14 protein-coding genes and 1 pseudogene are annotated in these 22,769 nt (G+C 66.4%); 9 read left to right on the top strand and 6 right to left on the bottom strand.

The window, feature by feature from the left end; all coding sequences use genetic code 11:
• Positions 1 to 64 precede the first annotated feature (64 nt).
• From V3B41_RS19120 to V3B41_RS19105, 4 genes and pseudogenes are all read left to right on the top strand, one after another.
• Positions 65 to 580: a sigma-70 family RNA polymerase sigma factor gene (locus V3B41_RS19120; protein WP_049428148.1), complete on the top strand. Its 516-nt coding sequence runs from the start codon at positions 65 to 67 to the stop codon at positions 578 to 580.
• A complete protein-coding gene (locus V3B41_RS19115) occupies positions 577 to 1,599 on the top strand; it encodes a FecR domain-containing protein (protein ID WP_049428151.1) in 1,023 nt (340 codons plus the stop codon). Before V3B41_RS19120 ends, V3B41_RS19115 begins: the two co-directional genes overlap by 4 nt.
• A 141-nt stretch (positions 1,600 to 1,740) precedes the next feature.
• Positions 1,741 to 4,674 carry a TonB-dependent receptor gene (locus V3B41_RS19110; RefSeq protein ID WP_049428153.1) on the top strand — a complete coding sequence of 978 codons (2,934 nt, stop codon included), beginning with the start codon at positions 1,741 to 1,743 and terminating at the stop codon, positions 4,672 to 4,674.
• A 10-nt stretch (positions 4,675 to 4,684) separates the two neighbouring features.
• A pseudogene (locus V3B41_RS19105) lies at positions 4,685 to 6,271 on the top strand (alkaline phosphatase D family protein); the annotation flags it as partial.
• 109 nt (positions 6,272 to 6,380) lie between these two features.
• Here the strand turns inward: V3B41_RS19105 and V3B41_RS19100 are convergent.
• Both V3B41_RS19100 and V3B41_RS19095 read right to left on the bottom strand, forming a co-directional pair.
• Positions 6,381 to 8,489, bottom strand: a complete 2,109-nt coding sequence (locus V3B41_RS19100; RefSeq protein ID WP_049428159.1) for a phospholipase C, phosphocholine-specific — start codon at positions 8,487 to 8,489, stop codon at positions 6,381 to 6,383.
• Positions 8,490 to 8,497: 8 nt separating this feature from the next.
• On the bottom strand, positions 8,498 to 10,876 hold the full coding sequence (locus V3B41_RS19095; protein WP_049428162.1) for a TonB-dependent receptor: 2,379 nt from the start codon (positions 10,874 to 10,876) through the stop codon (positions 8,498 to 8,500).
• Positions 10,877 to 10,936: 60 nt separating this feature from the next.
• Here V3B41_RS19095 and V3B41_RS19090 point away from each other — a divergent pair, with 60 nt between their 5' ends.
• The gene (locus tag V3B41_RS19090; protein WP_238378627.1) at positions 10,937 to 12,556 is read left to right on the top strand and encodes an OmpA family protein; all 1,620 of its coding nucleotides are present in this window, start codon (positions 10,937 to 10,939) and stop codon (positions 12,554 to 12,556) included.
• Between the two features lie 12 nt (positions 12,557 to 12,568).
• Here the strand turns inward: V3B41_RS19090 and V3B41_RS19085 are convergent, their stop codons facing one another.
• Positions 12,569 to 13,495 (bottom strand): c-type cytochrome, encoded by a 927-nt coding sequence (locus tag V3B41_RS19085; protein ID WP_049428164.1) that lies wholly within the window; start codon positions 13,493 to 13,495, stop codon positions 12,569 to 12,571.
• Positions 13,492 to 14,838: a cytochrome c gene (locus V3B41_RS19080; protein ID WP_049428167.1), complete on the bottom strand. Its 1,347-nt coding sequence runs from the start codon at positions 14,836 to 14,838 to the stop codon at positions 13,492 to 13,494. Before V3B41_RS19080 ends, V3B41_RS19085 begins: the two co-directional genes overlap by 4 nt.
• 183 nt (positions 14,839 to 15,021) lie before the next feature.
• Between V3B41_RS19080 and V3B41_RS19075 the strand changes: the two genes are divergently transcribed.
• Positions 15,022 to 16,140, top strand: coding sequence for an alpha/beta fold hydrolase (locus V3B41_RS19075; protein ID WP_049428170.1), 1,119 nt, complete (start codon positions 15,022 to 15,024; stop codon positions 16,138 to 16,140).
• A 94-nt stretch (positions 16,141 to 16,234) separates the two neighbouring features.
• Here the strand turns inward: V3B41_RS19075 and V3B41_RS19070 are convergent, their stop codons facing one another.
• Positions 16,235 to 17,374, bottom strand: a complete 1,140-nt coding sequence (locus V3B41_RS19070; protein ID WP_049428188.1) for an MFS transporter — start codon at positions 17,372 to 17,374, stop codon at positions 16,235 to 16,237.
• Positions 17,375 to 17,558: 184 nt separating this feature from the next.
• Between V3B41_RS19070 and V3B41_RS19065 the strand changes: the two genes are divergently transcribed.
• Entirely contained in the window at positions 17,559 to 18,254 is a 696-nt protein-coding gene (locus tag V3B41_RS19065) for an alpha/beta hydrolase (RefSeq protein ID WP_049428171.1), read from the top strand.
• 144 nt (positions 18,255 to 18,398) lie between these two features.
• A complete protein-coding gene (locus V3B41_RS19060; protein WP_080354986.1) occupies positions 18,399 to 20,603 on the top strand; it encodes a TonB-dependent siderophore receptor in 2,205 nt (734 codons plus the stop codon).
• Positions 20,604 to 20,715: 112 nt separating this feature from the next.
• Here V3B41_RS19060 and V3B41_RS19055 read toward each other — a convergent pair whose 3' ends face one another.
• Positions 20,716 to 21,417 carry a pirin family protein gene (locus V3B41_RS19055; protein ID WP_049428172.1) on the bottom strand — a complete coding sequence of 234 codons (702 nt, stop codon included), beginning with the start codon at positions 21,415 to 21,417 and terminating at the stop codon, positions 20,716 to 20,718.
• A 140-nt stretch (positions 21,418 to 21,557) separates the two neighbouring features.
• On the opposite strand from V3B41_RS19055, the gene V3B41_RS19050 reads away from it, so the two are divergent.
• Positions 21,558 to 22,478 (top strand): LysR family transcriptional regulator, encoded by a 921-nt coding sequence (locus V3B41_RS19050; protein ID WP_100443621.1) that lies wholly within the window; start codon positions 21,558 to 21,560, stop codon positions 22,476 to 22,478.
• The last annotated feature ends 291 nt before the right edge of the window (positions 22,479 to 22,769 follow it).

The following is a 22,769-nucleotide window of genomic DNA, read 5'->3' as shown; positions in this document are numbered from 1 at the left end:
ACGCCACTGTCATCGATGGCGGTCACCCTGCGGGGCTTTCCAGCCTCGGGATGGTTGGCCGGCCGTGAACAGCGTGAGGATCTGGGAGAAGAGCTACGCGCTGCGGCGACGACTGCTGCGTGGCTTCTTCCTGCGTCGCGGTTCGGCCAGCGAGGATGCCGAAGACCTGGCACAGGAGGTCTACCTTCGCCTGTTGCGCAGCACCGGCGAAGATGCCGATGCGGTCGAGAACCCGGAAGCCTACCTGTTCACCGTGGCGGCCAACCTGGCGCGCGAGCATGCGCGTGCGCGGTCGTCGCTGCCGCCGCTGGAAGATGTCGATCTGTTGGCCGAAGTGCTGAAAAGCGAAGAAGACATCGAGGGTGAATTCGAGCGTGCGCAGCGCTGGAGTGATATCCGCAGCACCATTGCACGACTGCCGGCGACCACGCGGTGGGTGATGGAGCTGCACTACCGCGATGGGCTGGATTGCCCGGGAATCAGCCAGCAGCTGCAGGTGTCGGTGCACATGGTGCGCAAGCACATAGGCAAGGGGCTGGAGGCTTGCAGGAAGGCGCTGGGCGCCAGGGACCACACATGAACCGGAACTCATCGCCCGTGGTCGACGACACGATCGCCTGTGAGGCCATGGACTGGTTCCTGCGCAATCGCGACGGAACACTGGGCGAGGCCGAGCGGGTTGCGTTCCTGGACTGGATGAAGCGCTCGCCGGAGCACGTGCGCGCCTATATGCACGCCCTCGCGCTGCACCGGCAGGTCGGTGAGGCGCTGCAATCGCCGTTGCCTGAAGAGGCGCCGGTGCCACCGCGGCAGGTCGCTGCCAAGGTGGTGCCGCTGTTCGGTAGCGTGCACGCGCCGCCGCGCGCTGTGCCGCGTCGCGGTCGTGCGCGCTGGTGGATGGCGGCTGCCGCAGCCTGTATCGCCCTGCTCGGCGTGGGCCTGGTTCCGCAGGTGATGCCCACCGAGCAGCTTTACAGTGCCGGACAGGGTGAGCTTCGCGACGTGGTGCTGCCCGACCAGACCCAGGTGCGGCTCAACGCGGACAGCCGCCTGCGGGTACGCATGGGCTGGTTCAGCCGCAAGGTGGAGCTGCTGCAGGGCGAGGCCACGTTCGATATCGCCCGTGACCGACGGTCGTTCGAGGTGCAGGTGAACGGATTGCAGATCCGCGATATCGGCACGGTGTTCGATGTCTCGCGACGGTTGCAGAGCACACGCATCGGCGTGGTTTCCGGCGAGGTGGAGATCTGGAGCCAGCGTGCGGACGCCCGGCGTCTTGCGCAACTGGGCGAGGGCCGGGTGGTGCAGGTCGATGCGCGCAGCCATTCGGTGGAGTCACTGGACGTACCGTTGTCGATGCTGCTGGACTGGCAGCAGCGCAAAGTGTCCTTCCTTGATGAACGGCTGGACGAGGTGGCCGCTGCCTTCAACCGGCACAACCAGGTACAGGTGCGCGTGCTGGACGAAGGCGCGGCATCGGCACGGTTGTCGGGCAGTCTCGATGCGCATCGCATCGGTGCGCTGCAGGCCTTCCTCGAACGCGACCCGCGTTTCGTGGTGAGGCGTGAAGGCGACACCGTGCGGGTCGGCAGTCGCTGAGGCCGACGTGGCCGTTGACTGTCAGAAAAAATTCATCGAATCCGCATTCTCCACTTCGGTGGATGCGGGCTCTTACTTGGGAGAAGCCGCTGCCGAGCCACGCAGCGGCGCCTGCTGCCTTCTCTCTTCCAAGGACCCGTGATGCGCAACACGCTCTACCTGTCGATCATCCTCGCCCTGTCTCCCTGCAGCGTACCGCTGGCGGTCGCGGCCACTGCCGATGGCCTTGAGGCCCGTGTTTCGGCGCCGATCGCGGCGCAGCCGTTGGCACGCGCACTGGAGCAGTTGTCGCGCAGTTCCGGGGTGCAGTTCCTGTACTCGGCCGGCGGTGATGCCCGCATGGCCGGTGCGGTGCCGCGCGGTGCCACCGTCAAGCAGGCGCTGGATGCACTGCTGGCCGGTACCGGCCTGGGTTACACCGTGGTCGATGGCAATGTCATCGCAATCGATCCGGCACCCGTAAGCAACGCGCCGAAGCCGGCCGCGCCGAAGCCGCGCGAGGCAGAGGCGGTGGTGGCGCCGACCCTGGACACCGTCAAGGTGATTGCCGCGCACGAGGTGATCGACCAGAAGAAGTCGTCGCCGGTGATCAAGGATTCGGTGGTCTACGACGAGATGGACAGCTACGGCGACGAGACCCTGGCCGAGAGCCTGATGGCCGCTCCAGGCCTGAGTGCGGTGGAGGATGCCGGCGAGCCACGTTACGTGACCGTGCGCGGCGTACAGGCCAACCTCAACTACACCACCATCGATGGCATCGCGATTGCCAGCGTGGGAGGCAGTGGCTCCGGCGAGCGGATGAACAACCTGCAGCTGATTCCCAGCGACATCGGTACCCGTACGGACATCTACAAGAGCTTCAGTGCGGAGCAGGCACCGGATGCGATCGGCGGCGTGATCGACATCATCAGCCGCAGTGCTTTCGACCGATCCGGCAAGTACGTGTTTGCCGATGTGGCGGGCATCTATTCCACCGCTGAGACCAACGTCGAGCGCAGCGCTGGTGGCAACCACGAGGCGATGGGTCACTTCGGCAAGAGCGCCAAGATGGTGTTCTCCAATCAGTTCGGCGCCGACCAGGAGTTCGGCATCGTTGCGGTGGCACGCTACGAGCAGCGTTCACGCAACAGCGTCAAGCGCTGGGTGGAGTCGAACTACTACTACAACGACGCTGGCAGATACCTCACCGACGGTACCACCGGTCCGGACGAGGCCAAGGGCTGGAACGGGCTGCGTGCGCCTGGCAACTTCAGCACCGGCACCTATACCAACTTCATCACCAACTTCGGTGGCTCCGCCAAGCTTGAGTGGAAGCCGTCGGATGACCCGTTCTACGCATCGCTGCTGCTGTACTCGTACCGGTTCTACGAGAACTCGACGATGAACAAGACCGATCTGTACGGCAATGCCAGGTTTCCGATCCGCAACCAGACCGAGGACAGCGGCACCACCCAGATCAACAGCATCTACATCAAGAACCGTCACGACCGCTGGGACCGCAGCAACCGTGGTGCCATCGCCAGTTTCAACTGGGACATGGGCGACCGTTCACGGCTGACCCTGCGTGGCGGCCATACCGAAGAGACCTTCCACAACAGCCAGGTCTACTGGGGTGTGCGCGCCTACCCAAGCAATCTGTTCGTCGACTACGAGAACGACAGCCACGGGTTCCCGAACGCGGTGGCGGTTTCCGATTCCAGCCTGCTGACCAGCTCGGCGTTCAAGCTCAATCCCGCGCAGGCCTATGTCTCCCCGCGCGATGCCAAGGAGAGCATCGACAACCTGCGCGCCGATTTCAGCTACAACATCGACGCCGATGCCCGTGGCTTCGGCCTGGCCACCGGCGCCGAATACCGCCATCTGAAGATCTGGCAGGACATCGACTTCGACTACTTCAAGAGCAGTGCCACGCTCAACGATTACCTGTATCCGGGTTCGACGCTGCTGGGAAGCGTGCCGGGCTTCCCGCTGATCGACAACCGCAAGTGGAACGAGGAACTGCTGCCCAAGCTGGGCAACAACAATGCGGCGTATCCGAATGCCAACTTCACCAGCGACTACAGGTACGTGGAGGACATCACCAATGCCTATGTATCCGCGCACTACGCCTGGGATCGGCTGCTGCTGATCGGCGGCCTGCGCTATGACCACACCCGCTTCGATGCCTACAGCCCGTTCAGCGATGATGGCGGCACTACCTATACCTCCGCCTTCCGCAATACGAGCGGTGGCTACAACAACCTGCTGCCTTCGTTGAATGCGACGTTCAAGCTGAGCGAGGACCAGCGCTTGCGATTCTCCGCCAGTCGCACGCTGGGCCGGCCGACGCCGAGCAACATCGCGCAGGCCACCAGCACCAGCTGTGGCGATGACGAGGAGGGCAGGGGCTTCTGCAGCATCAAGCAGGGCAACGCCAACCTGCAGCCGCGCCGTTCCACCAACATCGACCTGGCGTGGGACCTGTACTTCAACGGCAACAATGGCCTGGTCTCGGTGGCGCTGTTCGACAAGGTGATCAAGGACGATATCTACACCTTGACCACGTTCGAGAACGTGGGGGATACCCGCTACCGGGTCACCCAGCCGATGAACACCGACGAGTCGAAGCTGCGTGGCGTCGAGTTCGCGGTGGCCAACCGCAACCTGCAGTGGGGCCGCCAGCGCTTCGACATGTACTTCAATGCAACCCGTCTGGAAGGCCAGACCAACTACCGCATCAGCGATGGCACCGAGCGCCGCTTGGACCGGCTGCTGTACCAGCCGGACTGGTCGCTCAATGGCTCGGTGATCTGGCGCATGCCATGGAAGAGCGCGCAGCTGCGCCTGTCCGGCACCTACCGCAGCCGGATGCTGGTCGACTTCGGTGACACCCAATGGCTGGATTCGTACTACGACCCATACATGACCTTCAACATGGCCTTCAGCCACAAGGTCAGCAAGCACGTGACACTGAAGTACGAGGCCAAGAACCTGTTCAACACCCAGCCGACCTACAGCACCGGTCCGAACGGACGCTTCCGAACCGAGATCGACGACTACGGCCGCTTCTTCTACTTCCACATCATCTACAACTGAGGGCACAGCCGTGGAGACGATCAATCGCAGGCGATTCCTGGCCCTGGCCGGCCTGTCCGCTGCCGGTGCCTGGATGGGCACGGCACACGCGCTGGCCGCGCAGGCCGATGCCACCGCGCTGAACCCGCGCAACCTGCTGGCCAAGCCGCGCTTTGCCAGTACACCCTTCACCCTGGGCGTGGCCTCGGGTGATCCCTCGGCCGATGGCATGGTGCTGTGGACGCGCCTGGCGACCGAACCGCTGGTGTTCGGCGGTGGCATGCCGACCCGGCCGATGGTGGTCGAGTGGCAACTGGCGGCAGACGATGGCATGCGCAAGGTGGTGCGCCAGGGTTCGGCAATGGCGCATCCCGAACTCGGCCACGCCGTGCACGTGGAGCTGGGCGGATTGGCGCCCGGACGACCCTACTGGTACCGCTTCACCGTAGGCGGCCACGCCAGTGCGATCGGTTGTACCCGCACGCTGCCCGCAGCCACGGCCGCAGTGGATCGTGTGCGTTTTGCGGTGGCTGGCTGCCAGCACTACGAAGAGGGCCACTACACCGCGTGGCGGCGCATCGCCGAGGAACCGCTGGATTTCGTCTTCCACTACGGTGATTACATCTACGAAGGCGAAAGCCAACCGGGCCTGCGGAAGATGAACGGCCAGCCGTTCACCAACCTGCGTAATCATGTCGGGCCGCAGACCTACACGCTGGACGATTACCGTCGCCGCTACGCCCAGTACAAGAGCGATGCCGACCTGCAGGCCGCGCATGCGTCGGCACCGTGGTTCGTCACCTTCGATGACCATGAGGTGGACAACAACTGGGCCGGTGCCGAAGACCAGGATGACACGCCCAGCGAAGTGTTCCTGCTGCGCCGGGCACAGGCGTTCCAGGCCTACTACGAGAACATGCCACTGCGCCGTTCGGCATTCCCGCGCGATGGCCACATGCAGATGTACCGGCGCGCACGCTACGGCACACTGATGGATCTGCACCTGCTCGACACCCGCCAGTACCGGAGCAAGCAGGCGAACATGGCGCTGCGTGAGGACGTGGAATCGCCGGAACGCAGCATTGTGGGCGCGAAGCAGGAGCGCTGGCTGTTCGATGGTCTGGCCGATGTCGCACCGCGCTGGCACACCATCGCCCATCAGGTGGCACTGGGCAACTACATGCGCGAGAATGATGGCATCGTGCAGTCGTCCGACGATCAATGGTCGGGCTATCTGGACAGCCGCCGGCGCCTGCTCGATCACATCCAGAAGGTCGGCTTCGGCAACGTGGTGACCGCCTGTGGCGACGCGCATCGCCACTATGCCAGCGATCTGGTGCAGGACCACCGTGACTCAGGGGTGATCTCCAGCGAGTTCCTGGCCACATCGATTACTTCCGGCGCCGATGGCCAGGGTGTGGATGCGTATGCCAGGAACCAGCTTGCGCACAGCCCCTATCTGAAGACGACCACCGACAAGCGTGGCTACGTGCTGTGCGATGTCACCCGCGATGCGTGGATTGGCGACATGAAGACGCTGGATACCGTGATGCAGCCGAATGGCGCGGTGCAGAGCTGGAAGCGCTATGCGGTGGAGCACGGCCGGCCGGGGCTGCAGGCGCCCTCATCCTCCCGGTCTCGCCTGCAGAGCCGAGCCCAGGCTGGGCGGCTCTTCGACAACTGACCGGAAAAGCAGCCGAGCATGGGCTCGGCTCTACAGAGATCCTTCAATCGTGCTCGAACCGCAATGGCTCGCTGCCCATCGCCGGGTCGCTGGTGCCGGGGCGTCCATCCTCTGCGCGGCCGGCCAGGCGCAGCACGCTTTCACCCGCGCTGAGCTGAAGGTCGTACCAGCCTGCGGTGGACGCTGCTTCCCAGGCCACCGTGGTCTCGGCATGCGCCGGCACCGCCAGCGCCTGCTCGGGCATGTGCCCGGCATAGGCACCTGCCTGCACGCGCACCTGCTGCGTGCTGTCACCCAGGTTGCGCAGGCGCAGCCGCAGCTGACCATCCGCACGCTCGACCGTGGCCTGGACCGCGGATGCCTTGGCGCTGCCCTTGAAGTGGCGGTGGAAGCCGTTCGGGCCGAGCAACCACAGGTCATAGCGGCCCTGGGCGTCCAGCGGCCAGCGCTCGCGCAGCGGCGTACCGGGCAGCAGCGTGTAGCGGCGTGGCACCGCATCCAGCCGGAGCCGGTCGTAGACATGCAGCACAGCCGCTGCGCCTTCGCAGGACAACGTCAGCTCCACGCCCGCAGCGTCGACCGCAGCGATCGATGCCTGCGGCCGGTAGGGCAGGGCACGCGCCGGTCGTACACCGCTTTCCTGTTTCGCCGGTTTCAGTCCCTCGGGCAGCGCCGGCACGGTACGCCGCGGCAGGGCCGCCGCACGTGCCGCCACCGCGCTGACATCGGGCAGGCCGCGCACGAACGGACGGGTATCACGCTGGGCGAAGTCGAACGCGTTGCTCAGATCCCCGCAGACCGCACGGCGCCAAGGCGAGATGTCCGGTGCGGCCACGCCGAAGCGACGTTCGATCAGGCGTATGACCGAGGTGTGGTCGTACACCTGCGAATCGACCCAGCCGCCGCGGCTCCACGGCGAAATCACGTACAGCGGCACACGCGGACCGAGACCATACGGGCGCCCCCGCAGTTCGGCGGCATCGTACTTCTCGTCGCCCGGTGCGGGATGACGGTGATACTCGCCCTCGGTACTGACCGACGAGGCACCTGCCCATCCACCGTTCACCGGTGAGGGAGGGGCCGGTGGCGGCATGTGGTCGAAGAATCCGTCGTTCTCGTCGAACATCAGCAGCAGGGCGGTGCGGCTCCACACTTCCGGATCGGCGGTCAGCGCATCCAGCACGCGCGCCGTATAAGCCGCGCCCTGGGCCGGGCTGGACGGACCGGGATGTTCGCTGCCGGCGGCATCGGCGATGATGAAGCTGACCTGCGGCAGGCGCCCGTCGAGTACGTCCTGGCGCAGCTGTGGCAGGCCACGGGTGCTGACAGCGCGTGCGCGCAGCTGCGGATCATGCCCGGGTGCCGCGCTGTAGGCACGACGGAACGCCTCGAAGCCGGCCAGCGGGTTGTCGGTGAAGTTGTCGGCCATGTCCTGGTAGATCTGCCAGGACACGCCGGCGTTCTGCAGGCGCTCGACATAGCTGGTCCAGCGGTACGACGCCGGATGCCCGCCGTGTTCGGGGAAGTTGTCATGCGAGTTGGCGATCACCGGGCCACCGGCACGGGCCTCTGCATCGTTGTGGCCGGTCCACAGGAACACCCGGTTCGGGTTGGTGCCGGCCTGCATGGCGCAGTGGTACGCATCGCAGATCGTGAAGGCATCGGCCAGCGCGAACTGGAACGGCAGGTCGCTGCGCTGGAAGTAGCCCATCGAGTGGTTCTGCTTGGCCTTCGGCCATTGCCCCATGCGGCCGTGGTCCCAGGCGCGCTGCGCATCGGGCCAGGTATGCGGCGTGCCTTCCACGCGCATGTAGCCGAAGTGCGCGGCGGTATCCAGCGGGAACGGCGCGATCGCTCGCTCGCCGCTGGCATCGGGCTGCAGCCACAGGCTGCGGGTGCGGCCACCTGCTTGCAGCGCGGCGGCCGGGGCGACGAACCGATCACCGAAGCCACGTACGCCTGGCAGCGTGCCGAAGTAGTGGTCGAACGAACGGTTCTCCTGCATGAACACCACGATGTGCTGCAGGTCTTCCAGGCTGCGCGTCTGCGCGGCAGGGGCGATCGCTGCGGCCCGGGCGATGCTGGGCAGCAGCGGAGAAAGGCCGGCGGCAACGCCGGCCTGCAACAACCGGCGTCGGCCGATATCGGTCACGGGCTCACTCACAGGTCCACGCGGAAGGAGATGCCGACGGTGCGCGGAGCGCCGATGAAGGCGTTGTCGCGGCCGTCCACCCCTGCAAGATACCGCTTATCGGTGAGGTTGCTCACCACCAGGTTGGCACCCATGCCCTTCAGGCGCGGCGACAGGCCCTGCAGGTCGAAGCCGATGTTGGCGTTGAACACCGTGGCCGACGGCAGCTTGTTGACGTTGGCGGCATCGAGGTAGCGCGTGCCCAGGTAGCGGCCGGAGAGGCCGACGTTCCAGTTGGCGCCCTGCCAGTCGGCCGACAGCACCAGGGTGTTCTCCGGCTGGCCGATCACCTTGGCGCCGTCGACGATGCCCAGCTGGGTATCGCGGGCGGCATTGCCACTGCCCAGGTATTTGGAGCGGTTGTAGGTGTAGGCCGCGTTGATCCGCCAGCCATTGTCCCAACCATAGCCGAACGCCGCTTCCAGGCCGTTGCTTTCCACGCCACCGAAGTTCTCATAGACGCCGTCGGTCTCGCCCAGGTAGTCGATGCCGCTGACGAAGCCTGCTGGCAGGTAGACGATGCGGTTGTCGAACTTGATGTTGTACAGCGTGACCGAGGCGGTCAGCGGCCAGCGGCTGATGCGCATGCCTACTTCGATGTTGTCGGCGGTTTCGGGCTCGACGTTGCGGAAGCGCTGCGGGTCGGTCTCGCCAAGCACGCCGGACGGAATCGCGGCGAAGTTCTGCGAGAAGCCGGCGAACAGCTCCATGCCTTCCACGCCCGGCGCCCAGGTGAAGCCGGTGGAGAGCAGCGGATCGGACTTGGAATCGGAGGTGACGTGCTCGCTGGCACCGATCACGCGTCGGCGCGACTGGTCGACGAAGAACTGCTTCACGCCCAGGCGCGCGCTGAACGGACCGAAGCGGGCCACGTCCTCGATGTAGTACATCTGCTCGTCAACCTTGTACTTGTCTTCGAACTGCACCCAGTACGGCTGGTGGTCGAAGTCGATGCTCTGGCCGACATTGAGAAGGCGATGCCAGTCGCGGCGCGCCGAACGGTCCAGCTTCTCCACCCACAGGCCGCCACGGATCGTGTTGTCGACCGCGCCGAAGGTCTGTCGCCACTCGACGTCGGCGGTCACGCCCATGCGGTCGTTGTCGTAGTGGGTATGGCGATACGACTGCGCGCCCAGCACGTTGCCGGCGTAGCAGTTCGGATCATATTCGGCGCTGAAGCCCAGCCGTGGGGTGCAGCTGGCCAGGCGCTGTGCGGCGCTGCCGTCGGGATTGACGAAGAAGATCTGGCCACGGTTGCTGCCGCCGTACACGGTCTTTCCACCGATGTACTCCGATTCGGGGCGGCCGGCACCGTCATCGCTGACCTGTGCCAGGTAAGGTGGCAGCCAGTCGCCACGGCCCTGCATCCGGTGCCCGTAGGCGGCCATCGAGGCCTTGAATCCATTGCCGCCATCGAACGCCGCGCGCAGGTAGCCGAAGGTGTTCTCGCGCAGCGCACGCGAACCGGAGCGGTAGTTCTGGTCCAGGTACGGGATGCCGGTGAGGGTGCCGACCAGGTTGTCGCGCTCCGGGTTGGTGGCGAAGCCCTTCGGCGAAACGCTGGTGTACTCCGGTTCGTCGGCATCGTTGTAGGACAGGTAGCCGGTCAGCGTCCAACGGTCCAGTTCGGTGATGAACTTGCCGGCGATGTGGTCGTTGCTGGCGTGCCCGGTGCCGTCGATCCAGTCGTGCACCTTCGACGAGGAGGCGCTGACCCAGGCGCGGCTGTGGCCGCCGAGCAGGCCGGTGTCGTAGCGCACGTAGTACTTGCGCGCATCGTTGTCACCGGCGCCGACCACGAAGCGCAGGCGGCTGTCCTGCAGCGGGTCGCTGGTGAGGAAGTTGAGCGTGCCGCCCAGCGCCTCGTTCGAGCGTGAGGAGATGTCGGCGGTGCCCTGGCTGACTTCCACCGTCTCCAGGTCGAGGGTGTCGATGTAGCGGTTGGCCAGCGAGCCGCCGCCGTAGCCCGAACCGCCGTTGGGCAGGCCGTCGATGGTGGTGCCGATCTGCTGCGTATCGCGGTTGGTGACGAAGCCACGCATGCTGATCTGCGTGCCCCACACCGACGAGCCGGTGGCATCGGCCTCGCTGACCACCACGCCGGGTACTTCGTTGAGCGCATCGTTGACGCTGCTCATCACCGTCTGCCGGTTCAGCGTTTCCGCGCGTACCGAGGTCTTGGCGTAGCTGGTGGCCTGGCCGATCACCTGCACCTGGTCCAGGGTACGGGCATCCGTGCTGCGCGCCTCGGCCGCGTCGCCCTGCGGTGCTTCGGCCAGGGCGTCCAGTGCAGGGGCGATCAGCAGGGCAAGCAGCGAAACACGGGGAAAGCGCGCAATCGTTCGCATCGAAACCGGACCTTCAGCAGAGGGAAGCCCCGGAGTGTCGGCAGCGCCAATGACATCGGCATGACGTGGCCGCGCAACTACGATGGCACTGTGGGGCCGGTCACGACCTTCGGGTATGCTCGGCGCTTCAATGGACCTGAGGTGGTGGCGATGCAGATGCGATCGAAGATCTGGCTGAGGGGTGCGGCCCTGGTGCTGCTGGCGGGGTGCAACCGCACGCCGCCAGACGAACAGGTGGCGCGGGCGGCGCCACCGACGGCGGGCGAGACCGCGGTGCCGGCCGTCACGCCAGCGGGATCTTCGGCACCTGCCGAGGGCGCGGGCCTGACCGATCGCGATGGCAAACCAGTACCGCAGGTGCCGTTCGATATCGCCAGCGTGCCATTGAGTGACGCCGTGCTGGGCGAGCTGCCGTTCTTCAGCCTGCCGCAGGGCTACGCGCCACAGAACGCCCCGCACCCACGCGCCTGGGCACGCTTCCCGTTCCGCATGGGCGACGGCGTGCACTGGGTGGAGGGGCCGAGCTGGTCGGCACGCATCGTTGCAGACTCCCAGGGCGCTCCCGACAAAACGTTCTCTGCACTTGAAGTGCAGCGCAATTTCGATGGCGTGATCACCGCCGCCGGTGGCCGCAAGGTATTCGAAGGCACGCTGCTGCGCGACATCTACTACGGCCCGCAGCTGGAAGGCGAGATCGGTGGCGGATTCATCGATGCGGTGAACGGTGAACAGGATGCGCCGACCACGGTCTACGTACTGCGCCAGGCTAACCGCAACGTCTGGGTGCAGCTGGAAGTGGACAGCAACGGCGCCGGCCTGGTGGTGGTGGATGAAGTGCCATTCAAGGCCACCGCACAGTGGCTGGAGACCTTCCCGCACCTGTCGCTGCCCGCCGGCTATCGCGACCGCAACAAGGCCAAACAGCGTGACTTCGATGCCTTCCCGTTCTGGACCGGCGATCATTTCGAGCAGGTCGAGGGCCGCATCTTCGCTGCCGACTTCGACAAGGGCGAGCGTGAGTACTCGATGCATGAAGTACGCCGCAACCTCGAAGCGATGATGGAGCAGGCAAAGGGCACCAAGGTGTTCGAGGGCCGTATTCCGCTCGAGGCCGCCGAGGGCGTTTCGAAGCAGGTGCAGTCGGCCTACAGCGAATCCGCAAGCTACAACTGGAACAACTACGACAGCGTGGTCTACCGCGTGGACCTGGCCGACGGCCGCCAGGTGTGGGTGCACGCGCGGCTGGAATACCTCAGTGCCGGCTGGGTGGTTGCCGAGCGCAAGGGATTCGCCCAGACAGCGGCGCTGCTGCCGGCCGATGCGCTGAAGAAGAAGCTCGACAGTGATGGCCGGGTGGCGATCCAGGTCAACTTTGCCACTGACAAGGCACAGATCCTGCCAACCTCCGAACCGCAGCTGGCGCAGGTGCTGGACCTTCTGCGTGGCGATCCTTCGTTGAAGCTCTCGATTGAAGGCCACACCGACAACAGCGGTGCCGCAGCACACAACCGCACCCTGTCGCAGGACCGTGCGACGTCGGTGGTGGCCGCGCTCACCGCCCAGGGCATCGCGCCCGACCGCCTGCAGGCAGCCGGATTCGGCGCCGACAAACCGTTGGCCGACAACGGCAGCGAGGACGGCAAGGCGCGCAACCGCCGGGTCGAGCTGGTCAAGCGCTGACCCGCGGCGTGCTCAGTACCGCGCGTCCTTGGGTTTCGGGTCGCGCGGCCAGTCCTTGGCCTTGTTGGCGAAGTCCGGACGCGGCTGGTTGATGAAGTAGCTGGCGATGTCCACCGCATCCTGGTCGGGCATCACCTGCTGCCCGAGCGGGGGCTCGCGGGTCACTGCCGGTGGCATGTTGTGCTTGACGAAACCGGCGGCCTTGTAGAGGCGCGCCATGCCGGCGCCGATGTTGAAGCTGTGGTCGCCCCACAGCGGCGGGAAGGCGGTGTCACCGCTGGCGTCGCGCCGGCCTTCGCCGTTGTCGCCATGACACGCCGCGCACTGCACGGCGTACAGCGCCTGGCCACGGTTCGGGTCCGGGGTCAGCGTGCTGTCGATCGGTCCTTCGCTTGGCGCGGCGACCTTTGCACCGTCTGGTACAGGACTGCTCAGCCACGCCATGTAGTCGAGCATCGCGCGCATCTGCGGCGCGTCCTTCGGCAGCGGCTTGCCGTTCATCGAACGCTGCAGGCAGCCATTGATGCGCTCGGCCAGCCCGATCACCTTGCCCGGGCGAGGCATGTAACGCGGATAGGCACCACCGCCGGTGTTGAAGTAGTGGTTGCCGAACGGTCGCTTGCCTTCGGCCATGTGGCACGAATTGCAGTTCAGATCGTTGCCGACGTTGTCCGGCAGCAGCCGCGCGGTTTCGTTGAGGAGGCGGCGACCGAGCATCACCGATTCGGCATTGCCCAGCCCGGCGATCTCTTCGGCGCTGGGCGCGTGGTAGTGGCCGACCACCTTGCCCTGCGCGTCGAGGATATCGATCGTGCTGGCCACGGCGGCATCCAGGTCCGGGTACAGGTGGCGATAGGCAAGGGTGCCAGCAGCGGCCAGCAGCACCAGGGTGATCGCGCTGCCGATCAGCAGGCGGGAACGTCTGCGCGAACGCTTCATCGTGCGGCCTCCTGCGGAACGTAGTGCACCGGCTTGTCGCGCACCACCCGGCGCATCCGCGCCACGTCGACCTCGCTCACCGCGCCGGCCTGGTTGCCCCAGCTGCTGCGGATGAAGGTCAGGATCTGTGCCAGCTGCGCGTTCGGCAGCTGCTCGAAGCCGGGCATGGTGAAGGCCATGCGGTCATGCGGCGTATGCGGCGTGCGGCCGCCGATCAGGGTCACCTGCACCAGCGAACTGGGATCGTCAGCGAACACGATCGAGTTGCCGGCCAGGGCTGGATAGACGCGCGGCATGCCGCGGCCGTCGGCGCGATGGCAGGCCTGGCAGTGCTCGGCGTAGGCGAGCGAACCGGCCACGCGGTAGTCGCCGCTGCGCAGTGCGGCGGTGGTCGTATCGGTGCCGGGCGACCACTGCGCGCTACGCCCTTCGCGGGCGGGCAGCTGCTTGAGGTAGCGTGCCATCGCCAGCAGGTCAGCGTCGGACAGGTACTGCGTGCTGTGCTCCACCACATCGGCCATGCCGCCGAAAGCCGCCGAACGATCGGTGCGGCCGGTGCGCAGGAAGTCGACGATCTCGCCTTCGTTCCAGCTGGCCAGGCCGGTCGATTCATTGCGCAGGTTCTTCGCATACCAGCCTTCCAGCACCGAGCCGGACAGGAACTGGCGGCTGCCATCGTCGGCCATGGCCTTTTCCTGGAAGGCCAGGCCGCGTGGCGTATGGCAGGCACCGCAATGGGCCAGGCCTTCAACCAGTTCAGCGCCGCGCTGCTGGCCGGCATCCAGCTTCGGATCCGGGCTGAAGCTGCGTGGGCGCGCGAACAGCAGCTGCCACCAGGCCAATGGCCAGCGCATGTTGGCCGGCCAAGGGATGGTGCTGTCGGCGTTGTCCTGTTTCACCGGCTGCACCGAGCCCATGAAGTAGGCGTACAGCGCCTTGACCTCGGCATCGCTGGCGATCACATACGAGGCGTACGGCATGGCTGGATACAACGGCTGGCCATCGTGGCGGATGCCACGGCGCACCGCGCGTTCGAAGTCGGCGTAATCGTAGGCACCGATGCCGGTCTGCGGATCGGGCGTGATGTTGGTCGAGTAGATCGTGCCCATCGGCGTCTGCATGCCGAGGCCACCGGCGAACGGCTTGCCGCCCGGTGCGGTATGGCAGGCCGCGCAATCGGCGGCGCGCGACAGGTACTGGCCCTGCGCGATCAGCGTCGGGTCGTGGATATCGACCTGCGCCGTCTGCCGCGGCGCAAACCAGTAGGGCGTGGTGCGGGCGATGCCGTAGGCGGCGGCCAGCGAGGCGGCCAAGGCAATGGCGAGCTTGAGCGAGGTGCGCATGGTGGCACTGTGGAGATTCCCTCGCGCGCGTTCATTGATCCGGATCAATGACTGAACGGATACAGCTTGTACACCAAGCTGAATCGTTCCTGCGTTGTCATCAAGCCGTCATCCATGCGCGATAGATGGCCCGCGCCCGCGTCGCTAACCTGCCACGCTGTCGCACCTTTTCCTCGATTGCCCATGAAGCGCCTGCTGCTGTTGTTGCTGGCGTGCGCCGGCCTGTGGCTGGCTGCATGCTCTTCCTCGATCAACGCGTCGTCCACCTCGCTCGCCGATCGGCTGATCGCGCCGGGTGGCGTGTCGACCCTGCTCGATCGCCCGCGCATCGCCGCGGCCATTGCCGAACTGCCCAACCGCCATGGCTTCGCACCGGGTCGCGATGGCGTGCCGATCTTCTGGCGCGTGTTCGACCCGGGTGATTACGGCGCGCGCTACCGCTACCTGCCGCAGCGCCACGAGAACGGCCTGCCGCTGGACACCGGGCTGAGCCTTGCGGTACCGCAGCCGTTCCGTGCGCAGGCGCCGCGCGGCACGGTGGTGCTGCTGCACGGCTGGATGATGAACGGTGATTCGATGTTGCCGTGGTCGCTGCAGCTGGCCGAATCCGGCTACCGCGTGGTCACGCTCGACCTGCGCAATCATGGCCAGTCCGGTGCGGGGCCGTCCGGCTATGGCACCTACGAATCGGACGATGTGGTCGATGTGATCAGCGAACTGCGTGCACGCGGCGAAGTGACCGGCCCGCTGTATCTGTTCGGCGTGTCGTATGGCGCGGCCACGGCGGTGTTCACCGCCGACAAGCTGGGGGACCAGGTGGAAGGCGTGGTGGCGATGGAATCGTTCGCCAACGCCGGCGTGGCCATCCGCACGATGATTCCGCACCTGATGGGGCTGCAGCCGGAAGGCCTGAAGGCGCAGGCGGTGGCCTCCTACGCGCGCTGGCGCTATGGCGGCCAGGACATCAACCAGGTGATCGCCGCCGCCAGCCGCCGCATCGACGTCGATCTGGACCGTGTGGACGTGGCCCGCGCGCTGGCCGATACCCGCGCCTGCGTGCTGTTGCTGCACGGGCAGGGCGACCAGCACATTCCGGTCAGCCAGGGCCGCGAGTTGGCCCTGGCCAACCCGCGCGCGCACTACATCGAGATGCGCGGCGAGGACCACATCACCCTGCCGCTGCGGCTGGACCTGCTGGCCGGCGTGGTCGACGACTGGATGGCGCGCGACGAGCACCACCCGAAGAGCGCCTGTCCGGCCCCGCAGCTGCCAGCCCAGGCCGAGTGGCTCACCCACACCTGAAAAGGGGACGGATGAAAAGGGGACGGAGGGAATTAAGTCGTTTCCCGCACACCTGCGTTGGAAACGACTTAATTCCCTCCGTCCCCTTTTTGTGTCAGGGCAGGCGTTGTGCCAGTGCGCGGGCGGAGGCGGCTACGCCGAGCAGCAGGGCGGCCACGCACAGGAAGGCGAAGCCGAGGCTGGTGGCGTGAGCCAGCGCACCAATGGCTGCCGGGCCGGCGAGGATGCCGGCGTACCCCAGCGTGGTGACCGCGGTGATGGCGATGCTCTCCGGCATCACCCGTTGCTGGCCGGCCATCGAGAACAGCGCCGGCACGATGTTGGCGCAGCCCAGCCCGACCAGCACGTAGCCGGCCAGTGCCACCGGGAACGACGGCACCAGCGTGGCCAGGCTGAAACCGGCCGCTGCGGTGATGCCGCCGATGACGATCGTGCGGGTACGGCCGAGGCGCTCGACGATGCCATCGCCGAACAAACGCATCGCGGTCATTGCCAGGGTGAACACCGCAAAGCCAGCCCCGGCCTGGTCGCGCGGCACCTGTCGCACTTCGGCCAGGAACACCGCGCTCCAGTCCAGCATCGAGCCTTCGCCGAGGAACACCACGAAGGCCAGCACGCCGATGAACAGCACCACGCCATGCGGCAACGCCAGCAACGGCCCCTCATGCAGGATCCGTTGCGGGCGCCAGTGCGGCGCCGAGAGCGCCGCCACCAGCAGCAGTGCCGTCACCGAAGCCAGCGCGGCCATCCACAACGGTGTTCCAAGCACCAGCAGGCCGGTCATGCAGCCGGCGCCGACGAAGCCGCCGATGCTGTAGAAGGCATGGAAGCCCGACATCATCGGCCGCCCGGCGTCGCGTTCGACGGCCACTGCCTGCATGTTCATCGCGCAGTCCAAGGCGCCGACGCCTGCACCGAACACGAACAGTGCCGCCCCCAGTGCCAGTGGCGTCGGTGCCAGTACCAGCAGGGGCAGGGCGCACAGCATCATCGCGCAGGTGATCACCATTACCCGGCGGCAGCCCAGCCGCCCCGTCAATGCGCCCGCCAGCGGCATCGCCAGCAGCGAGCCGAGGCCGAGGCACAGCAGCACGGCACCGAGGCTGGCATCGGACAGCCCGGCCTTGGCTTTGGCGTAAGGCACCATCGGTGCCCATGCAGCGGTGGCGAATCCGGGAATGAAGAAGGCAGCACGGGTGGCGTGCTGCTGGGCACGTGGGGATGAAGGCGTCATGCGCGGCGCGAAGCTCCAGGGAATCGCCATGAAAACGGTTCCAGTCGGGTTCGGCAAGTGCCATGCATGACATCGGACGACGCATACGATTGCAGTGACCCGATTGCGTCACCAGTGATTAACGCCATGCACGGACAGTGGCTGCACGGTTGGCATCCCGCCGGCCGCTGCCGGAGACCTGTTCATGAGCACGACACCGACCATCCTCCTCGTCCATGGATTCTGGGGCGGGGCCGCACATTGGGCCAAGGTGATCCTGGAACTGCATCGCAATGGCCACGACCGCGTGCAGGCGGTGGAACTGCCACTCACATCGTTGGCTGACGACGCAGGGCGCACCCGGGAAATGATCCGTCAGATCGATGGACCGGTGCTGCTGGTCGGCCACTCCTACGGCGGCGCAGTTATCAGCGAGGCCGGCAACGAGGCCAATGTGAAGGGCCTGGTCTACATCGCCGCCTTTGCTCCCGATGCAGGCGAGAGCCCCGGCGGCATCACCCAGCAGCATCTTCCGGAAGCGGCGCCGAACCTCGCCCCGGACAGCGACGGCTACCTGTGGCTGCGTGCCGACAAGTTCCATGAGAGCTTCTGCCAGGACCTGAGCGACGACGAAGGCCGGGTGATGGCGGTGACCCAGAAGGCGCCGCTGGCCAGCACCTTCGGCGATACGGTGAGCGACCCTGCATGGAAGCACAAGCCAAGCTGGTACCAGCTCTCGCGCCATGACCGCATGATCGCACCGGAAAACCAGAAGGCCATGGCCGGACGGATGCAGCCCAAGCGCCTGCTGGAGCTGGATGCCAGCCATGCCTCGCTGGCATCGAAGCCCAGGGAGGTCACCGCGTTGATCCTGGAGGCCTGCGCCGCCATCGGCGGTTGAGCCCCAGCAGCACAGCACGACGGCACGCTGCACGACAGCCGGGGCGCAGGGGAGTACACTCCTGCGCCTGCGGCTGTCCGGCCGCGTTCCCATCCTGCCTCCAGCCGCCGCCAGAGGATCCCACCCGATCGTGGAGGTCCTGTCGTGCTGTACGTGCCCGTTGTCCGTCTTCCGTCCTCATTGCCGCGTCGCCGCCTGCTGCCGCAGGTGCTCGCGCAGAGCCTTCTGATTGCATTGTTGGGCAGCAGCGCAATGGCTGCCGCGCAGTCCGCGACCGAACCGGACAAGGATCGCCAGGCACCCGCCTCGCAGACCCTGCAGACGGTGCAGGTCACGGCCAACCAGCTGGGCACCATCACCGAAGGCAGCGGCGCCTATACGCCGGGCACCATCGCCACCGCCACCCGCCTGGTGCTGACGCCGCGGCAGACTCCGCAGACCATCAGCGTGATCACCCGTGCCGAGATGGATGACTTCGGCCTGCACGGCATCGATGACGTGATGCGGGTGACCCCTGGCATCAGCATCGTCACCTACGACAGCGAGCGCACCGAGTACTACGCACGTGGCTTCGCCGTGCAGAACTTCCAGTACGACGGCATCCCGATGTCGCGTGACTCGGCCTACTCGGCGGGCAACACGCTCAGTGATACCGCCATCTATGACCGCATCGAGGTGCTCAAGGGCGCCACCGGTCTGTTGACCGGCATGGGAGATCCCGGCGCGACCATCAACCTGGTGCGCAAGAAGCCGGGCAAGGACTTCGCCGGCAGCGCGACGCTGGGTGTGGGGCGCTGGGATGACTACCGTGCCGAGATCGATGTCGGCGGCCCGTTGACCGCCGATGGACGCGTGCGCGGTCGTGCAGTGGGCGCCTGGCAGGACAAGCATTCCAATCTCGATTACTACCAGCGCACCAGCAAGGTCGGCTACGCGGTGCTGGAAGCCGATCTGGGCGAGCGCACGCTGCTGACCGTGGGTGGCGATGCGATGGACAGCGACCCGAAGGGTTCGACCTGGGGCGGCATTCCGCTGCTGGACAGTGCCGGCAACTTCAATGACATGCCGCGTTCGTTCAACAACGGCACCCGCTGGAGTGGCTGGCGCCAGTATGTTCGCACCGGCTTTGCCACGCTCGAGCACACCTTCGCCAACGACTGGGTGGCCAAGCTGCAGCTCAACCACCAGGTCAACGGCTATGACGCGGCGCTGGCGGGTGCGGCCGGTGGCAATCCCGATCCGGTCACCGGCGAAGGCGTGTCGTTGTGGCTGGGCAAGTACGTTGGCAAGACTGTCAGCAACGCGGCCGACTTCTACCTGAGCGGTCATTTCGGCCTGTTCGGCCGCGAGCATGAGCTGGTGGTCGGTGGCAGCGCCTCGCGCAAGCGCTGGACCAATACCGGTTACGCGCCGCAGCCCGGCTATCCGACCGAGGTGTCCGATTACCGCGCATGGCAGGGCGACATTGCGGAGCCGCAATGGCAGCGCAGCTACGACAACAATGAAGTGACGCGCGAGAATGGCGTCTATGTGGTCGGTCGTTTCGACGTGGCCGATCCACTGAAGGTGATCGTGGGTAGCCGCCTGGCCAGCTACCGCTCGCCGGGCACGCACGAGACCGGCGTGTTCGTGCCATATGCCGGTGTGGTCTATGACCTTGGCGAGCACTACTCGGTGTATGCCAGTTACAGCACCATCTTCAAGCCGCACAGCGAACGCGACGAGCAGGGCAAGGCGCTGGATCCGCTGGAAGGCCGCAGCCATGAGGTGGGCCTGAAGGCCGAGTTCCTCGATGGGCGCTTCAACGCCAGTGCGGCGCTGTTCCAGCTCGACCAGGACAACTTCGCCCAGCCCACCGGCGGCAAGACACCGGACGGGCAGGATGCCTATCGCGCCCTGATGGGCGTGCGTACCAAGGGCTACGAGCTTGAGATGTCGGGCCAGCTGGCCGAGGGCTGGCAGGTGCAGGGTGGCTTCTCGCACAAGATCGCCCGCCAGGCCGGTGCCAAGGTCACCACGCTGGAGCCGGAAAACCAGTTCAGCCTGCACACCAGCTATCGCCTGCGTGGCGACTGGAAGGGCCTGACGCTGGGCGGTGGCGCGCGCTGGCAGGATTCCACGTTCGGCGAGATCAGCAACCCGGCCACCGGTGCGCAGGTCGTGCATCGCACCCAGCCGTACTGGCTGCTCGATGCGATGGCGCGCTATGAATTCAACGATCGCCTGTCGGCCACGCTCAACGTCAACAACCTGCTGGACAAGCGGTATTACACGATCTTCAGCTGGTACAGCACCTATACCTGGGGCGAGCCGCGCAATGTGCGGTTGAGCTTGAATTACAGGTTCTGACACCGGTCCTGTAGAGCCGAGCCCACGCTCGGCTGGCTGCCAACCGCAGCCGAGCATGGGCTCGGCTCTACAAAGACGCCCGCGATGCGTGATGGCATCGCGGGCGCTGTCGTTACAGCGGCAGGTCGAACACCAGCACTTCGGCGTCGTTGCCGTTCTCCAGGGTCAGCTGCGCTTCGTCGCTGACCTGCAGCGCATCACCGGCTTCCAGGGTGATGCCGTTCACCTGCAGCTGGCCACGCGCCACCTGCACGTACGCGCCACGACCGTTGCCGAGAGCGTGGTGCAGCTTCTGGCCGCCATCGAGAATGGTGGCGAAGATGCGGGCATCCTGGTGGATGCGCAGCGAACCGTCGGCACCGTCCGGCGAAGCGATCAGGCGCAGCTGGCCGCGCTTGCTGTCCGGCGTGAAGTGGGTCTCCTCGTAGGACGGCGCGATGTTCTCCGCATCCGGGAAGATCCAGATCTGCAGGAAGTGAACGGTCTCGTCGGCCGAGTGGTTGAACTCGCTGTGGGTGACGCCGCTGCCGGCGCTCATGCGCTGCACGTCGCCGTAGCGCAGCACCGAACCGGTGCCCATCGAGTCCTTGTGTTCCAGCGCACCGCCCAGCACGTAGGAGATGATCTCCATGTTGCTGTGGCCGTGGGTGCCGAAGCCCTGTCCGCCGATCACCTTGTCTTCGTTGATCACCCGCAGCGGGCCGAAGCTGACGTAGCGGGGGTCGTAGTAGTTGGCAAAGGAGAAGGTATGGCGCGAGGACAGCCAGCCATGCTCGGCCAGGCCACGGGTAGCGCTCTTGCGGATCTGCAGCATGATGGAATCTCCTTGTTCGATGGTTTCGATGGGGCGGGGTGGGTCGGTAGCCGCTGTGTTTCCCCGTTGGAGAGAAGTATCCGCTTGCGCCCAGGGTTTGAAAAACGGATAGTTTTGACAGCCATCATCGAAAAATTCGAATGCTCAAGCTCAGCCTCGATGCCCTGCAGATCCTGGACGCCATCGACCGCCGCGGCTCGTTTGCCGGCGCCGGCAAGGCCCTGCACAAGGTGCCCTCGACCATCTCCTACACCGTGGCCAAGCTGGAGGAGGACCTGGGCGTTCAGCTGTTCGACCGGGTCGGCCCGCGCGCCGAGCCGACCGAGGCCGGCCGCGCGCTGCTGGATGAAGGGCGGCATCTGCTGCGCGCCGCACGCGAGCTGGAACTGCGGGTGCGCCGGGTGGCGTCGGGCTGGGAGACCGAGCTGACCCTGGCGGTGGACTCGGTGTTTCCGACCTGGCTGCTCGGCCCGGACATCGCCGCGTTTCGTGAGGCCGAGGCACCGACCCGGTTGCGGCTGATCGGCGAGGCGCTGTCCGGCACCTGGGAGGCCCTGCTGGACCGCCGGGCCGACCTGCTGGTCGGTGCACCGGGCGAGGGCCCCAGTGGGGGTGGTTACGTGGTCGAGCCGCTGGGCACGGTGGAGTTCGTGTTCGCGGTCGCGCCCGATCATCCGTTGGCTGCAGTGCCGGGTGTGCTGGGTCGCGAGCAGCTGGTCGAGCACTGCGCGATCGCCGTCTCCGATTCGGCGCGACGGCTGCTGCCGCGCACGGTGGGCCTGTTGATGGGGCAGGAGATGCTGACGGTGCCCGACATGGCCAGCAAGCTGAAACTGCAGTGCGAAGGCGTGGGCTTCGGTTTCCTGCCCGAGCCGTGCGCGCGCGCCGCGGTCGCGCGCGGCCAGCTGGTGATCCGTGAGGTGGAGGAGCACAAGCCGGAAGAAACCTTCTGGCTGGCCTGGCGCACTGGCGAGGACGGCGCCGCGTTGCGCTGGTGGCGCGAGCGCCTGCGCAGGCCGGAGCTGCTGTCGCAGTGGTGGCAGGCAATGGCCAGGGGGTAGGGGTTTGGCAGGGCTGCGCCCTGCACCCGCCGAAGCAACAGCTATGGCCGAAGCAAAAGCAACAGCAACGGCAACAGCAACAGCAACAGCAACAGCAACAGCAACAGCAACAGCAACAGCTGGTTTCCTGAGGGATGGCGGGGTGGGGGGGGGGGGGGGGGGGGGGCGGCCCGCCCCCCCCCCCCCCCCCCCCCCCCCCGGCGCCGCCCCCCCCCCCCCCCCCCCCCCCCCCCCCCCCCCCCCCCCCCCCCCCCCCCCCCGCCTTCGACAGTTTCCGGCGATCTGTCGGTG

Source organism: Stenotrophomonas sp. SMYL89 (genome assembly GCF_036319985.1).
GTDB lineage: Bacteria > Pseudomonadota > Gammaproteobacteria > Xanthomonadales > Xanthomonadaceae > Stenotrophomonas > Stenotrophomonas maltophilia_Q.
The sequence above is the reverse complement of the archived record's forward strand: the minus strand, read 5'-3'. Positions and strand labels throughout refer to the sequence as shown.